14 protein-coding genes and 1 riboswitch are annotated in these 14587 nt (G+C 62.8%); of the genes, 6 read left to right on the top strand and 8 right to left on the bottom strand.

Features of this window, described 5'->3' with window-relative positions; all coding sequences use genetic code 11:
• Positions 1-47: 47 nt before the first annotated feature.
• The 4 genes from J2Y83_RS01875 to J2Y83_RS01860 form a co-directional block, all read right to left on the bottom strand.
• On the bottom strand, positions 48-656 hold the full coding sequence (locus J2Y83_RS01875; RefSeq protein WP_253393051.1) for a YqiA/YcfP family alpha/beta fold hydrolase: 609 nt from the start codon (positions 654-656) through the stop codon (positions 48-50).
• A gap of 95 nt (positions 657-751) precedes the next feature.
• On the bottom strand, positions 752-1567 hold the full coding sequence (cpdA, locus tag J2Y83_RS01870; protein WP_253393049.1) for a 3',5'-cyclic-AMP phosphodiesterase: 816 nt from the start codon (positions 1565-1567) through the stop codon (positions 752-754).
• 98 nt (positions 1568-1665) lie between these two features.
• Positions 1666-2115 (bottom strand): DUF1249 domain-containing protein, encoded by a 450-nt coding sequence (locus J2Y83_RS01865; protein ID WP_247402053.1) that lies wholly within the window; start codon positions 2113-2115, stop codon positions 1666-1668.
• Positions 2106-2723 (bottom strand): NUDIX domain-containing protein, encoded by a 618-nt coding sequence (locus J2Y83_RS01860; protein ID WP_253393047.1) that lies wholly within the window; start codon positions 2721-2723, stop codon positions 2106-2108. Before J2Y83_RS01860 ends, J2Y83_RS01865 begins: the two co-directional genes overlap by 10 nt.
• A 192-nt stretch (positions 2724-2915) precedes the next feature.
• Here J2Y83_RS01860 and J2Y83_RS01855 point away from each other — a divergent pair, with 192 nt between their 5' ends.
• Positions 2916-3662, top strand: coding sequence for an RsiV family protein (locus tag J2Y83_RS01855; RefSeq protein WP_253393045.1), 747 nt, complete (start codon positions 2916-2918; stop codon positions 3660-3662).
• On the opposite strand, the gene cytX is transcribed toward J2Y83_RS01855, so the two are convergent.
• Positions 3631-4920, bottom strand: a complete 1290-nt coding sequence (cytX, locus tag J2Y83_RS01850) for a putative hydroxymethylpyrimidine transporter CytX (protein ID WP_253393043.1) — start codon at positions 4918-4920, stop codon at positions 3631-3633. The genes J2Y83_RS01855 and cytX overlap by 32 nt on opposite strands.
• Before the next feature lie 144 nt (positions 4921-5064).
• Entirely contained in the window at positions 5065-6954 is a 1890-nt protein-coding gene (gene thiC / locus J2Y83_RS01845; RefSeq protein ID WP_253393041.1) for a phosphomethylpyrimidine synthase ThiC, read from the bottom strand.
• A 149-nt stretch (positions 6955-7103) separates the two neighbouring features.
• Positions 7104-7209: riboswitch (TPP riboswitch) on the bottom strand.
• 196 nt (positions 7210-7405) lie between these two features.
• Here thiC and J2Y83_RS01840 point away from each other — a divergent pair.
• On the top strand, positions 7406-8845 hold the full coding sequence (locus J2Y83_RS01840) for a TolC family outer membrane protein (RefSeq protein WP_253393039.1): 1440 nt from the start codon (positions 7406-7408) through the stop codon (positions 8843-8845).
• Positions 8846-8874: 29 nt separating this feature from the next.
• On the opposite strand, the gene waaA is transcribed toward J2Y83_RS01840, so the two are convergent.
• Both waaA and J2Y83_RS01830 read right to left on the bottom strand, forming a co-directional pair.
• Entirely contained in the window at positions 8875-10152 is a 1278-nt protein-coding gene (gene waaA, locus J2Y83_RS01835; protein ID WP_253393037.1) for a lipid IV(A) 3-deoxy-D-manno-octulosonic acid transferase, read from the bottom strand.
• A gap of 23 nt (positions 10153-10175) precedes the next feature.
• Positions 10176-11066, bottom strand: coding sequence for a LysR family transcriptional regulator (locus J2Y83_RS01830; protein ID WP_253393035.1), 891 nt, complete (start codon positions 11064-11066; stop codon positions 10176-10178).
• Positions 11067-11170: 104 nt separating this feature from the next.
• Here J2Y83_RS01830 and J2Y83_RS01825 point away from each other — a divergent pair, with 104 nt between their 5' ends.
• From J2Y83_RS01825 to J2Y83_RS01810, 4 genes are all read left to right on the top strand, one after another.
• Entirely contained in the window at positions 11171-11506 is a 336-nt protein-coding gene (locus J2Y83_RS01825; RefSeq protein WP_247408357.1) for a DMT family transporter, read from the top strand.
• Positions 11507-11591: 85 nt separating this feature from the next.
• Entirely contained in the window at positions 11592-12767 is a 1176-nt protein-coding gene (locus tag J2Y83_RS01820) for an NAD(P)/FAD-dependent oxidoreductase (protein ID WP_253393033.1), read from the top strand.
• Positions 12764-13576 carry an aldo/keto reductase gene (locus J2Y83_RS01815; RefSeq protein ID WP_253393031.1) on the top strand — a complete coding sequence of 271 codons (813 nt, stop codon included), beginning with the start codon at positions 12764-12766 and terminating at the stop codon, positions 13574-13576. Before J2Y83_RS01820 ends, J2Y83_RS01815 begins: the two co-directional genes overlap by 4 nt.
• A gap of 40 nt (positions 13577-13616) precedes the next feature.
• A complete protein-coding gene (locus J2Y83_RS01810; RefSeq protein ID WP_253393030.1) occupies positions 13617-14582 on the top strand; it encodes a metal ABC transporter ATPase in 966 nt (321 codons plus the stop codon).
• The last annotated feature ends 5 nt before the right edge of the window (positions 14583-14587 follow it).

The raw sequence follows: 14587 nt of genomic DNA, 5'->3' as shown, positions 1-14587 counted from the left end.
CGTCGTGATTCGTTCGATTAAAAAGTAACCTGGGATTTGCAAGGCAATTACAGTGCCGCGAAATCGAAGGATTGATACTGATCGGCGCCAATGCCGGCAAAGCTCAACAGCGCCGGCAACTGCCGGGCAAAGCCCTGGTAACCGTGGTCGCCACCGGCCTGGATGCGCAAGGCACAGGCCCGGTAATACTGCTGGGCGAGGCGATAATCCAGGGTTTCGTCCCCGGTCTGCAACCACACCTGATAACGCGCGGCGTCCTGGGGTGCCGGGACTTCCAGCTCGGCCAGCGCCGTGACGTGATCGTGGGTCAGTTCCCAGGTTTCATCGGTGTAGAGGTTCTTCTGCGTGCCCAGGTAACCGTCGAACATCCGATGGGGGCTGACCGCCGGGTTGACCAGCAGCGCCTTGAGGCCATGGCGTTCAGCAAGATGGGTTGCATAGTAGCCGCCGAGGGAGCTGCCGACCAGCAGTGGCCGCCCCAGTTCCGCGATGGCCGCCTCCAATTGAGGAATCGCCTGACGGGGATGGTGATGCAGGGCCGGCACGCGCAACTGCTCGGCCAGGCCGAGGGCGTCCATCACACCGATCAACTGGCTGGCCTTGTTGGACGCAGGCGCGCTGTTGAAACCGTGGATATACAGGATCGAAGCGGACATGCCGGGCTCTCCGTGCTTGCGCCAAAAAGGCGCAGTTTACAGGGATCGGGGTGGCGAGTCCCCTGTCTTCCAGTCACGGCAGCCCCCTCCCACCTTTAATAGCCGTTGCTGGCGTAATCCACGGTAAAAGCAAAGCCTTTGACCCGCTCGACGCCAGTCTCCAACCGCCCGTCGGCATGCAGGCGCAGCCAGCGATAGCCTGGCGCCTCGGTACTGACGTTGAAGTCTTCGCTGCCCGGCGCGAACTGGATGCAGGTAGACGGCGAGGCCAGCAAGCGCACGCCGTTGCGCTCGCGGTCGATCTCCTGGTGTACATGGCCCCAAAGCACGGCCCGGACCTGGGGGAAACGGTCCAGGACGGCAAACAGCGCCTCGGGGTTGCGCAGGCCGATGGGTTCCATCCACGCACACCCGATGGGCACCGGATGATGGTGGAAACACACCAGATGATGGCGGTGCGGCGCTTCGCTCAAGGCTTGGGCCAGCAGTTGCAGTTGGCTGTCCTGCAGATAACCGGGCACCGAACCGGGTACGGCGGAGTCCAGCAAGGTAATGCGCCAATTGCCAATGTCGACCACGGGTTCCAGCAAGTCGCTGTGCAGGGCGGCGTGGGCCATGATCTGCGGCTCGTCGTGGTTGCCGGGAATCCAGCGCGTCGGGACACCCAATAACGCTGTCATCTCACGAAAGTGCTGATAGGAGGCCAGCGTACCGTCTTGGGACAAGTCCCCCGTGGCCAGCAGCAAGTCGACCCGGGGCTGCTGCTCGCGCACGAGGTCGATCACCCGTTGCAAACTTTCGCGGGTGTTCATGCCCACCAGCGTGGCGTCGGCCTCGGCAAACAGGTGGCTGTCGGACAACTGCACCAGCAACGCCGGTGCATCGGGGGTCACGGTGGATACGCGAGGCAAGGCGCTCTCCCAAGGCAATCACAGGAATGGACGTGTGGCGCGATTATGCTGGGGCAGGACACAAAGAGGAAACCCAAGGAAGCAGACGCAGTTCACATCTACCGCACGGCTGCGAACTCATGGCCCAGGGCCAGGCAGTGGCTCAACCATTCACCGAGGAACACATTGAGTTGTGCTTTCTCATCGGGCTGGTGCATGAACACATTCGGGTAAGGATAGATGCTGCGAAAGCGTCGCGCATGTTCGGCGCTGATGACTTCGGCCATTCGCGCATCGTGGTACACCTGTACTTCCAGTTGCGGCACCGGCAGCCACGGCAGGCTGTGTTCCTGACGCACGCGCAGGGTGGTGGTGTAGGGGCAATTGACGATGACTTCCAGGGTCAGCACGCCGAGCATCTGGTCGCCATGGGTCACGGCGATGCGCCGCGCCTCGGGGGCGTGGCGCATGTCCGGCAGCAGGCGCATCAGCCGCGCATAGTTGGCCTCGCAGGCGGCTTGCAGCCCGATCAGGTCAACCCGGTATCGTTCCCGTGCCTTTACTGCCATAACCCCCTCACTTCCGCGCGATTGAGCGCTAGCCATTGCAAGGCAATAATGCTGGGCGCATTGGATATCCGACCATCCCGCACCGCTTGCAAGGCGTCTTCGAAAGCCCAGGTGCTGACGCGGATATCTTCTGCTTCTTCTTCCAGTCCATGGACGCCACCGGCGCCCGAACTGTCGCAACGCCCCAGGTACAAGTGGACGAATTCGGTACTGCCACCGGGCGAAGGAAAATATTGAGTGATCGGCCACAGTGCGGAGAATGTCAGCCCAGCTTCCTCTTCGGCTTCGCGGTGTGCAACCTCCTCCGGTTCTTCATCCTTATCGATCAGGCCGGCGACCATTTCCACCAGCCACGGGTTAGCGGTACGGCCCATGGCGCCGACGCGAAACTGCTCGATCAGCACCACTTCATCGCGCTGCGGGTCATAGGGCAGCACGCACACGGCGTCATGCCGCACGAAGACTTCGCGGTTGATCACCCGGCTCATGCCACCGTCGAATTTTTCGTGGCGCAGTTGCACACGATCGAGCTTGTAGAAACCCTGGTAGGCATTGTCGCGCTGAACGATCTCAATCGTGCTCGGCGTGGATTTCGCGATGTCCGTCATATCCTTCCTCGTTATGCCCGTGCAATTCGCGCCATCCTAACGCGCTCTCGCCCGTTGGCGCAGCCCCTTTCCGGTTGCCGGGATAGACGGCGGGCGTCAAACTCACTCTAATCAGCTTAGTGGCGAACTGACTGCCATGCCGGTAGTCGAAGCTCCATAAATTTCGCGCTTATCGACGGACGAAGACCCTACATGTCGCTTTTAAAAATCGCCTCCATGGCGTGTATCGCCTTGACCCTCGGCGCCTGCCAGAGCCTGTTCCAACCGAACTACAGCACCCCGCTGGAAGCCACCCGCGACGCCAGCGAGCAAAGCAAGCCGGACTGCGCCAACGCCGATTGCCCGCTGGTGAATATCGACACCGTGCATTTTGCCAAGGAGCCCAGGCTCGACGCGCTGATCGAACAACGCCTGCTGGAAATGACCCGCACCCGGTCGAGCGACCCGCTGCCGTCGAGCCTGGCGACCTACCGCGAGCAGTTCCTGAGCACCGCCGCACCACGCAACAGCATGTACTTGCAGGCCAAGGTACGTGAGCAGCATGACGGCTTGGTGATCATCGAACTGTCCAGCTACCTGGACCAGGGCGCCACCCACGGCGAACCGGGCCGCGCCTTCATCAACTATTCGCGCCAGCAGCAAAAAGCCCTTTCGCTGAGCGACATGCTGCTGCCCGGCAAGGAAGAGGCCTTCTGGAAAGCCGCCCAGGTCGCACACAACAGCTGGCTGATCAGCACCCGCCTGAGCCTGGAGCCGGAATTCGTCAAGAGCTACCCGTTCCAGAAAACCCCGAACGTGGCGCTGACTTCCGGTGGCGTGACCCTCAAGTACCCCACCACCACGATCGCGCCGTATGCCCTGGGGCATGTCGAGCTGCAGATTCCTTACTCGCGCCTGGAAGGCATCATCAAGCCTGAGCGGGTGCCCGCACGCCGTTGAAGGCGCGCCCGAGAATGAACTGCAACAGCCCTGCCAGCACCAGTGCCGGCAGGGTCGCGCCGATATCCGGATACAGGTTGGCCAGCAGGTGGTAGGTGCCGATGCCACCCAGCCAGGCCAGCAGCGCCGTCCAGCGTAGCGTGGCGAGCACGCCCTGGCCGCGGCGGCGCAGGATGAAATGATCGACCAGCACAACGCCAAACAGCGGCGCGAATACCGAACCGATCAACAGCAGAAAGTTCTGGTACTGCGCCAACGGAGCAAAGCAGGCGATCAGCGTGCAGAGCACACCGATGGCCAAGGCCAGGTGCTCGACCTTCAGGCGCAACAGAATCCCGCTGGAGACGGCCGCCGAATGAATATCGGCAAAGGCGTTTTCCGACTCATCCAACAGGATCAGCAACAACGGAATCCCCAGCCCCGCGCCGGCCAACGCCAGCAACAGCGCGTTGACTTCACCGCTCGGCGCAAACGCCAGGGTGTAGGCCACGCCCAGGCTCATCAGCCAGAAATTGCCGATAAAAAAGCCCAGTGCCGTGCCGCCGAACACGCTTTTCGCGCGCTTGCCAAAGCGCGAATAATCGGCGATCAGCGGCAGCCACGACAGCGGCATGGCGATGGCGATATCAAACCCCACCGCGAAGGGCATCGAACCATCACCGGGCTGGGCCCACAGTGTGGCGAGGTCGGCCTTGGCGAACAGGTTCCAGGTCAGCCACAAGCAGGCCGCGAGCAGCAGCCAGATGCCCCATTTGCGCAGGATCTGGCGCACGAACGTCAGTGGGCCACTGACCGCCAGCAGGGTCGCCAGGCCACCGAAAAACAGGGTCCACAGCAGCGGGCTGGCCAATAGGCTGCCGTCGCTGAACGCCCGCGCGCCCAACAGGCTGGCGGCATCGCGCATGACGATGATTTCAAACGCGCCCCAGCCGATCAGCTGCAGCAGGTTCAATAATGCCGGCAGGCTCGCGCCTTGGGCGCCGAGGCTGAGCTTGAGCGCGGCCATGGCGGACAGCCCGGTGTCGCTGCCGATCACACCGACGGCGGCGAGCAACAGCACGCCGACCAGAGTGCCGAGGAAAATCGCCAGTAACCCACCGGCCAGGCCCAGGCCGGGCGCGAGCAGCGCGCCGGTTTGCAGGACCATCAGGCCGATGCCGAGGGAGAACCACAGGGAGAAGAGGTCGCGGGCGCCGAAAACGCGTTTGTTCGTCGGCACTGCGATGTCGGGGGAATAGGTGCTGGGTTGAATGCTCAAGGATGGAGTCTCTGAGGGGCATTTGTTGTTTGAAAGATTGCTATCGGGGGCAAGCCCCCTCCCACACTTGAATGTGTTCACAATTCAAAATGTGGGAGGGGGCTTGCCCCCGATAAGGCCCTTGAAAGCGCCTACAACCTCGGATCAGACCTTCTTGTAGAGCTGACTGCCTTCCTGCTTGAACCGCTCAGCCTGTTCGGCCAAGCCCTTGGCCACTTCCACATCTACCGCATCGATGCGCTGGTTGGCCGCGTATTCACGCACTTCCTGGGTGATTTTCATCGAGCAGAACTTCGGCCCGCACATCGAACAGAAATGCGCGACCTTGGCCGAGTCCTTCGGCAGGGTTTCGTCGTGATACGAGCGCGCGGTGTCCGGGTCGAGGCCGAGGTTGAACTGGTCTTCCCAACGGAACTCGAAGCGCGCCTTGCTCAGCGCGTTATCACGGATCTGCGCGCCCGGATGCCCCTTGGCCAAGTCCGCTGCATGCGCGGCGATCTTGTAGGTGATGATCCCGGTCTTCACGTCATCCTTGTTGGGCAAGCCCAGGTGCTCCTTGGGCGTGACGTAGCAGAGCATGGCGCAACCGAACCAGCCGATCATCGCCGCACCGATGCCGGAGGTGATGTGGTCGTAGCCTGGCGCGATGTCGGTGGTCAGCGGGCCGAGGGTGTAGAACGGCGCCTCGTCGCAGCATTCGAGCTGCTTGTCCATGTTCTCCTTGATCAGTTGCATCGGCACGTGGCCGGGGCCTTCGATCATGGTTTGCACGTCGTGCTTCCAGGCGGTCTTGGTCAGCTCGCCGAGGGTTTCCAATTCGCCGAATTGTGCAGCGTCGTTGGCGTCGGCAATCGAACCTGGGCGCAGGCCGTCGCCGAGGGAGAAGCTGACGTCATAGGCCTTCATGATTTCGCAGATTTCGTCGAAATGCGTGTAGGTGAAGTTCTCTTTGTGGTGCGCCAGGCACCACTTGGCCATGATCGAGCCGCCACGCGAGACGATGCCGGTGACGCGCTTGGCGGTCAGCGGCACGTAGCGCAGCAGGACGCCGGCGTGGATGGTGAAGTAGTCGACACCCTGCTCGGCCTGTTCGATCAGGGTGTCGCGGAACAGCTCCCAGGTCAGGTCTTCAGCGGCGCCGCCGACTTTTTCCAGGGCCTGGTAGATCGGCACCGTGCCGATCGGCACCGGCGAGTTGCGGATGATCCACTCGCGGGTTTCGTGGATGTGCTTGCCGGTGGACAGGTCCATCACCGTGTCCGACCCCCAGCGAATGCCCCAGGTCAATTTCGCCACTTCTTCTTCGATGGACGAACCCAGCGCGCTGTTGCCGATGTTGCCGTTGATCTTCACCAGGAAGTTACGGCCGATGATCATCGGTTCCAGTTCGGTGTGGTTGATGTTGGCCGGGATGATCGCGCGGCCGCGGGCGATTTCTTCGCGCACGAATTCCGGGGTAATGATCTTCGGCACGCTGGCGCCGAAGCTGTAGCCGGCGTGTTGCTGATCGAGCAGGCCGCTGGCGCGGGCTTCTTCGAGCTTCATGTTTTCGCGGATGGCGACGTATTCCATCTCGGCGGTGATGATGCCTTTGCGCGCGTAGTGCATCTGCGTGACGTTGGCACCGGCCTTGGCGCGACGCGGGTTCTTCACATGGGCAAAGCGCAGGGCGGTCAGTTCGGCATCGGTCAGGCGTTGCTGGCCGAAGTGCGAGCTCAGGCCGGACAGGCGTTCGGTGTCGCCCCGCGACTCGATCCACGGCGAGCGCACATCGCCCAGGCCTTTGCGCACGTCGATGATGACGTTGGGGTCGGTGTAGGGGCCGGAGGTGTCGTAGACCACCACGGGGGCGTTGATCTCGCCGCCGAAATCGGTGGGGGTCACATCAAGGCTGATTTCGCGCATCGGCACAAGGATGTCCGGGCGGGTGCCTTGCACGTAGATTTTCTGCGAGCGGGTAAAGGGTTGCACGGAGCCGGAGTCGACCTTGGCCGATTCACTCAAATGCACGGTATTTTTTGGTGTTGTACTCATCACGGGCTCTCCAACTATCCAGGCGGTGGATTTTTGTCGGAGCGAACCTGTGACGGATGGACGCACTGAAAACAGTGCTGTGCTCGGTACGCGAGGGCTGTTCGATGGTCGAACGTTCATCCCGGACGAAGCACAAGAGGACTCGCCGGGTGACGAGAAATCTTGTTCCCTACGCAGGCGCTAACCTGATCAGGTTCAACGGGATCCGGTATTTACCGATCTCAGCCTTCCAACAAGGCACCCCGACAAGAACGCGGCCAGTCTAGACCAGGGTGGGGGCAAATTGCCAATAACGGAGCAAACAGCGTGATGAATGGCGCAATTGCAGGATTGTTGTGCCGTGTAACCGCCACTACACTCGGGGACTGCCCCGACGCTTGACGCCAGGAATGGCCAACCGTAGCCTTGGGCGTTAAATTATCATCGTAATATTAAAACTAGGGATCAATTCATGCTGCGCAAACTTTCACTGGCTCTTGCCGTGTCTTGTGCGACCAACGGAATGGTCTGGGCAGCTGAAGCGCCCTTGTCCGCCAGAACCGACCTGGTCAGCGTTTACCAGGAAGCGGCGAATAACAACGCCGACCTGGCCGCCGCCCGCGCCCAATACGACGCGCAAAAAGAAGTGGTGCCCCAGGCCCGCGCAGGCTTGCTGCCCAACCTGTCGGCCGGTGCCGATATCAACAATTCGCGCACCCAGATCGACACCCCGGCCGCCACCGCCAACCGCGATGCGCATTCCTGGCGCGCGACCTTGAGCCAACCCTTGTTCCGCGCCGATCGCTGGTTCCAGTTGCAAGCCGCCGAAGCTGTCAACGAACAGGCTGCGCTGCAACTCTCGGCCACCGAACAGAACCTGATCCTGCAAAGCGCCGAGAACTACTTCGCCGTGCTGCGTGCCCAGGACAACCTGGCCTCCACCAAGGCCGAAGAAAACGCATTCAAGCGCCAGCTCGACCAGTCCAACGAGCGCTTCGACGTGGGCCTGTCGGACAAGACCGACGTGCTGCAATCCCAGGCCAGCTACGACACCGCGCGAGCCAACCGGATCGTCGCGCAACGCCAGGTGGATGACGCCTTCGAAGCGCTGATCACGCTGACCAACCGCCAATACAACTCGATCCAGGGCATTGTGCATACACTGCCGGTGCTGGCACCGCTGCCGAACGACGCCAAGGCCTGGGTCGAAACCGCCGGCCGCCAGAACCTGAACCTGCTCGCCAGCAACTACGCGGTCACCGCGGCCGAGGAAACCCTCAAGCAGCGCAAGGCCGGGCATGCGCCGACTCTGGACGCCGTGGCGCAGTATGAAAAGGGCGATAACGACGCGCTCGGCTTCAGCAACCCGAATGCCTTCGGCACGCCTTATGGCGGCGATGTCTCGCAACGCACCATTGGCCTGCGCCTGAATATCCCGCTGTACAGCGGTGGCCTGACCAGCTCGCAAGTGCGCGAATCGTATTCGCGCCTGGGCCAGACCGAGCAGCAACGCGAAGGCCTGCGCCGCCAGGTGGTGGAAAACACGCGCAACCTGCACCGTGCGGTCAACACCGACGTGGAGCAGGTCCAGGCACGCCGCCAGTCGATCATCTCCAACCAGAGCGCGGTGGAAGCCACGGAAATCGGTTATCAGGTGGGGACGCGCAATATCGTCGACGTGCTCGACGCCCAGCGCCAGCTCTATGCGTCGGTGCGCAACTACAACAACAGCCGCTACGACTACATCCTCGACAACCTGCGCTTGAAGCAGGCAGCGGGCACGTTGAACCCAGGAGATCTGCAGGACCTGGAGCGCTATCTCAAGGCCGACTACAACCCGGACCGCGACTTCCTGCCGCCGGACCTGGCCAAGGCCGCCTCCGAGCAGTTGAAGGCCCGACCTGGCTACTAATGTGAGAGGGGGCAAGCCCCCTCCCACATTTAGTGCGTTATCAGCCTATCCAGGCCATCCAGTAAACGGGTTAGCGCGCCCTGGTTGGCTTGCATCACCTTGAGCCCCGCCTGCGCCATCCGCTGGGCATCCTGCGGCAGCTCGAACAGCTGGCGCACGGCCTCGGCCAAGCCTTCGGCGTCATCCACCTCACACAAGGCCCCGGCGTCGCGCAGCATCGCGCTGATTTCGAGGAAGTTGAACCGGTGCGGCCCCATGATCACCGGCTTGCCCAACGCCGCCGGTTCCAGCGGGTTATGCCCGCCGGTCGCCACCAGGCTGCCACCCACGAACGCGCTGTCGGCCAAGGCATACAGAAACAGCAACTCGCCCATGGTGTCGCCGAGCAGCACCGAAGTGTGCGTGGTGACGGGTTCTCCGGTGGAGCGGCGTACCGTGGCAAAACCCTGTTGCGTGCTCAACTCAAACATCGGGCCGAAGCGTTCCTGATGGCGCGGCACCAGAATCAGCAGCGCATTGGGGTAGCTGGCGAGCAGTCGGCGATGGGCCGCCAGCACCACCGCATCTTCGCCCTCGTGGGTGCTGGCGGCGATCCACACCGGGCGCTCGCTGGCACCCCACTGCTCGCGCAACGCGGCCGCGCGCGCCAGTAGCTCGGGGTCGATGGTCAGGTCGAACTTGATCGAGCCGGTCACTTGCACCGTGTCCGGCCGCGCGCCCAGGCTGCGAAAACGCTCGGCCTCGGTCTCGGTCTGCACGGCAAACAGGCTCATTTCTGCCAGCATCGGCCCCGTCAGTTTGGCGAAACGTGCATAGCCCTTGGCCGAACGTGCCGACAACCGCGCATTGGCCAGCGCCACCGGAATCCCGCGTTGGGCGCAGGCGTGGATATGGTTGGGCCACAGTTCGGTCTCCATGATCACGGCCAGTTTCGGCTGTACACGGTCGAGAAAACGCTTGGCCGCGCAGGGCACGTCATAGGGCAAGTAGCAATGCTGGACGCGCGGCTCATTCGCGAACAACGCCTGGATACGCTCGGAGCCGGTCGGCGTCATGCACGTGACGGTCATCGGCAGCTGTGGATAACGCGCCAGCAGGGCACGGATCATCGGCGCGGCGGCGATGCTTTCGCCCACCGACACGGCATGCACCCAGATCCCGCCCGGCTGCATCAGCGGCAAGCCGTAGGAAAACCGCTCGCCCACGCGTTTGGCATAGGCTGGCGCCTTGCGCGCACGCAGCCACAGACGTAAAGCCACCAACGGCAGCGCCAGGTAAAACAGACAGCTGTAGAGAGTTCTATTCATGGCGGCGGAGTTTATCGGCTTTTTCAGTCGATCGCCTGCAAGCACTCAGCAAAACGCTCGGCAAGAAAGCGCGCGGCTGGCCCCAAGGGTTCATCGCGGCGCCACACCAGCTCGACAACCAGGGCCGGCGGGGTCCATTCGCTGTCGAGTTCGACCATCTGGTTCTGATAGGCCGGGTATTGCACGACATGCCGGGGCAACCAGGCCCAACCCAGGCCACGGATAAGCCATTCGGCCAGCACGTAGAAGCTATCGGCGCGCCACACCTGCGGGCTGGCAGCCTCGCTGCCGGGGTAGACGCTGGTCTGGGTCGACATCAGCAACTGGCGATATTGCGCCAAGCCCTGGCAGTCCACGGTTTTCTGCGCCGCCAGCGGATGGTTGCGCCCGCACACCGTGACCATTTCCACACTGCCGACGACCCGACGCTCCAGCGCTTCGGGGATTTGATCGTGATAGAACAACATGCCCAGATCGGCCCTGCGCTCCACCAGCTTGCGTGCGACATCGCCTTGGGCCGCGCTGGAAAGCTGCACTTCAAGGTTGGGAAATCGACCGGCCAGGGCGTCAAGGCTATCGAGGACCGGCTGATAAAGCATCGCCTCATCCTGGGCCAGGCGCAGGCAGGCTTCTTCGCCGCGCACCAACGACATCGCGCGGCCATTGAGGCGTTCGCATTGGCGCAGCACTTCCCTGGCCTCTTCGAGCAGTACCGTACCGGCCTCGGTCAAGCGGGGCTGACGGCCACTGCTACGCTCGAACAGGCTGACGCCCAGGTCCGCTTCCAGCCAGGCGATGCCGTTGCTGACCGCCGACTGGGCCTTGCGCTGCTGACGCGCCACTGCCGAAAACGAGCGCTGCTCGGCGACGCTGACGAACAGGCGCATCTGCTCCAGGTTCCACTGCACACTCATGGCGTAACCCATCTTTAATTCGGATAGGTAATGACTTTACCCCATCTGGCGACGCGCTAAAATGCCGACCTTATCCAGCGCGCTCTACACCGAGGACTGCCCCCATGACCCCCGCCTACTATTACCTCGCCATCGCCATCTGCTCGGAAGTGATCGCCACCGTTTCCATGAAAGCCATCAAGGGCTTGAGCACACCGATCCCGCTGCTGCTGGTGATCGTCGGCTACGGCGTGGCGTTCTGGATGCTGACCCTGGTGGTGCGCACCGTGCCGGTGGGTGTGGCCTACGCAGTTTGGGCCGGGATGGGCATTGTGATGGTCAGCATTGCGGCGCTGTTTATCTATGGGCAAAAGCTCGATCTGCCGGCGATGCTCGGGATGGGATTGATCGTGCTGGGCGTGGTGGTGATTCAGTTGTTTTCGAAAACCGCCGGGCACTGACAGCCCTCCTAATATTGATCCCGGGCAAAGATCGATCCGTTGAGTCTGTATACTTGGCACCTTGATTTGAACACTGAGGTTGCCCATGCCATCCGTTATTTCCACCGACGTTCTGATTGTCGGCGCCGGAGTTGCCGGCCTCTGGCTGAATGCACGCCTGCGCCGCCAGGGGTTTTCCACGGTGCTGGTGGAAAACGCCACCCTGGGTGGCGGGCAAAGCGTGAAGTCCCAGGGCATCATTCACGGCGGTGCGAAATACGCGCTGCACGGCGCCCTCACCGGGGCCTCAGAAGCGATTGCCGATATGCCGCGGCGCTGGCGCGAGGCCATGGCCGGTAACGGCGAGCTGGACCTGACCGGCGTGCGCCTGCTCTCCGAAGCCCATTACCTGTGGTCCCCCGGCACACTCGCGGGCAATCTCACCAGCTTTTTCGCCAGCAAGGCCGTGCGCGGCCGTGTCGATCAGGTCAAAGGCGACGACCTGCCGCTGGCCCTGCAAGACCGTCGTTTCAAGGGCAAGGTCTATCGCCTGGCGGAATTGGTCATCGATGTACCCAGCCTGATCGAACGCCTGGCGCAGCTGGCCGGCGACGGTTTGCTCGCCGCGCAGCACATCGAACCGCTGCGGGAAAACGACACACTGGTCGGCTTGAAAGTCGACGGTCGCGAGATCCGCGCCCAGCGCATCATCTTGAGCGCCGGCGGCGGCACGGCCGACCTGCTCGCCGTCCTGGGCCTGAGCCAGCCGGCCATGCAAATACGCCCGCTGCACATGATCATCGCCAAGGGTCCCGGCCTGAAGCCCCTGTACGCCCACTGCCTGGGCGGCGGCACCAAACCGCGCATCACCGTGACCACGCACCCGGCCGCCGATGGCAACTGGGTGTGGTACATGGGCGGCGATATCGCCGAGGCCGAAGGTGTAGCGCGCACGCCTGAAGAGCAAATCGCCACCGCCCAGAAAGAGCTGGCACATCTGCTGCCGTGGATCGACATGAGCCACACCGAGTGGGCCACCCTGCGCGTCGACCGTGCCGAGCCGCTGCAGTCGGGCCTGACGCGCCCCGACAACGCCTTCCTCGCCGAACAGGGCCGTCTGCTCGTAGGCTGGCCGACCAAACTGGCCCTGGCGCCAGACTTCGCCGACCGGGTGATCCACGCCCTCGAACGCGACGGCATCCAACCCGGCCCTGCCACTGCGCTGCCCGAGCTGCCCAAACCGGCCATCGGCCAACCGGCCTGGGAGCAACTGTTGCCATGAGCCTGCCCACCCTGCACGACCTGCACCGCCCGCTGGGCAGTACTGGCCTGCTGGTGTCGCCGCTGGGCCTGGGCACCGTCAAGCTCGGTCGCGACCAGGGGGTGAAATACCCCAGCGGTTTCCAGATTCCCGATGATGACGAAGCGCGCCTGCTACTGCGCCAGGCCCGTCAGTTGGGCATCAACCTGATCGATACCGCGCCGGCCTACGGCCGTAGTGAAGAACGCCTGGGGCCGCTGTTGCGTGGCCAGCGCAACGAGTGGGTGATTGTCAGCAAGGTCGGCGAAGAGTTCGACAATGGCGTGTCCCGTCACGACTTCAGCGCGGCGCATACCCGGCTGTCGATCGAACGCAGCTTGAAACGCTTGGAAACCGACTTCATCGACCTGGTGCTGGTGCATTCCGACGGCAACGACCTGCACATCCTCAACGACTGCGAGGTGTACCAGAGCCTCGCGGACTTGAAACAAGAGGGCAAAATTCGCGGTTTCGGCTTCTCCGGCAAAACCGTCGAAGGCGGCGTGAAGGCTCTGGAACAGGGTGATTGCGCGATGGTCACCTACAATTTGAACGAACAGGCCGAGAAAGCCGTCATTGATTATGCGGCCGCCCATGGCAAAGGCATCCTGGTAAAAAAAGCCCTCGCCAGCGGCCATGTGTGCCTGGAGCCGGGAATGGACCCCATACGTGCCAGTTTCATGTTGTTGTTTGCGCAAACGGGCGTCGCCAGTGCTATTGTCGGGACCATTAATCCGCTACACCTGGCTCACAACGTGGCGACCGCTGCCCAGGTCATTCGTCAACTATGATGCCGCCGACGCGGCCGCCCCGACGTAAGAAGGAGCCGACATGTCGCGAACGCTCATAAGAAAAAACCCCAGCAACTTCAAGACTCTGCCGCTGCACGTCGAAGCCACCCCCGAAGGCCTGAGCTACCAGAGCGTGGGCATGCCGCTCAACTTTGCCCAGACCCTGCAACGGCGCAAGCCGGTAGACGTGGCAGACCCTGAGCGTTTCGCCCTCGAACTGGCCAACCTCGGCGTGTCGGTACGCCTGACCCTGCATTGGCAAAACAAGGATTACTGGGTGCTGGTACGCCAACGCCGCCAGGACCGTGGCGACGTGGTGCTCAAGCTGATTTCCGGCTACGTCCCCGCCCATGAGCTGAACCTGCCGCTGCACACCGCCATCCAGGAAATTGCCGAAGAGTGCCTGCTGGAGACGCCCGAAGGCTGGCTCAGCGGGCGCTTCAACGACACCTGGCTACCGGCGCCCTACTCCACCGCGCTGCATTACCGCGAAGCCCTGCCGTTTCGCTTGAGCCCCTTGTCCGGTGCAGCCCGCCCGGTGCGCTGCGCGACCACGCAACTGATCGAGCGTCCACGGGCCTACGTCCACTTGCCCACAGCGTCGCTGCAGTTGATTTATGACTTGCGCCTGGAAGTGCCCAAGGAAGCCAAGTCCCTGAGCCTGTTCCATGTGGATGAGCGACTCGAAGGCGATCAACTGGTCGCGCGCCTGGACCGCCAGCGCCCGGACCTGTACCTGATGCCATTGAAGGACGGCCAACCCCTCGCCGAGCTGTATACCGTCAAGAAAGATCAGCTCTACCCGGCCAGCACGCGGGGTTTGTACCTGGCGGAGAGCTTCGCCCAGCAGGACGGCTGGGTGGTGCGCGACGAGCGGATTCGTTGGAAGGATTGGCTCAGGCAGCAGGGCCTGGCAGCCCCGGAGAAAGAGTCGAAACTCAAGCGCCTGACCGGCAAGGCGCGGCAGATGTTGCGTAAGATCGTGCCGAAGAAGGCCAGACCGTAGGAGCG

The sequence above is a fragment of the Pseudomonas marginalis genome, assembly GCF_024169655.1.
GTDB classification, from domain to species: Bacteria; Pseudomonadota; Gammaproteobacteria; order Pseudomonadales; family Pseudomonadaceae; genus Aquipseudomonas; species Aquipseudomonas paraveronii.
This window is presented reverse-complemented; position numbering and strand designations above follow the sequence as displayed.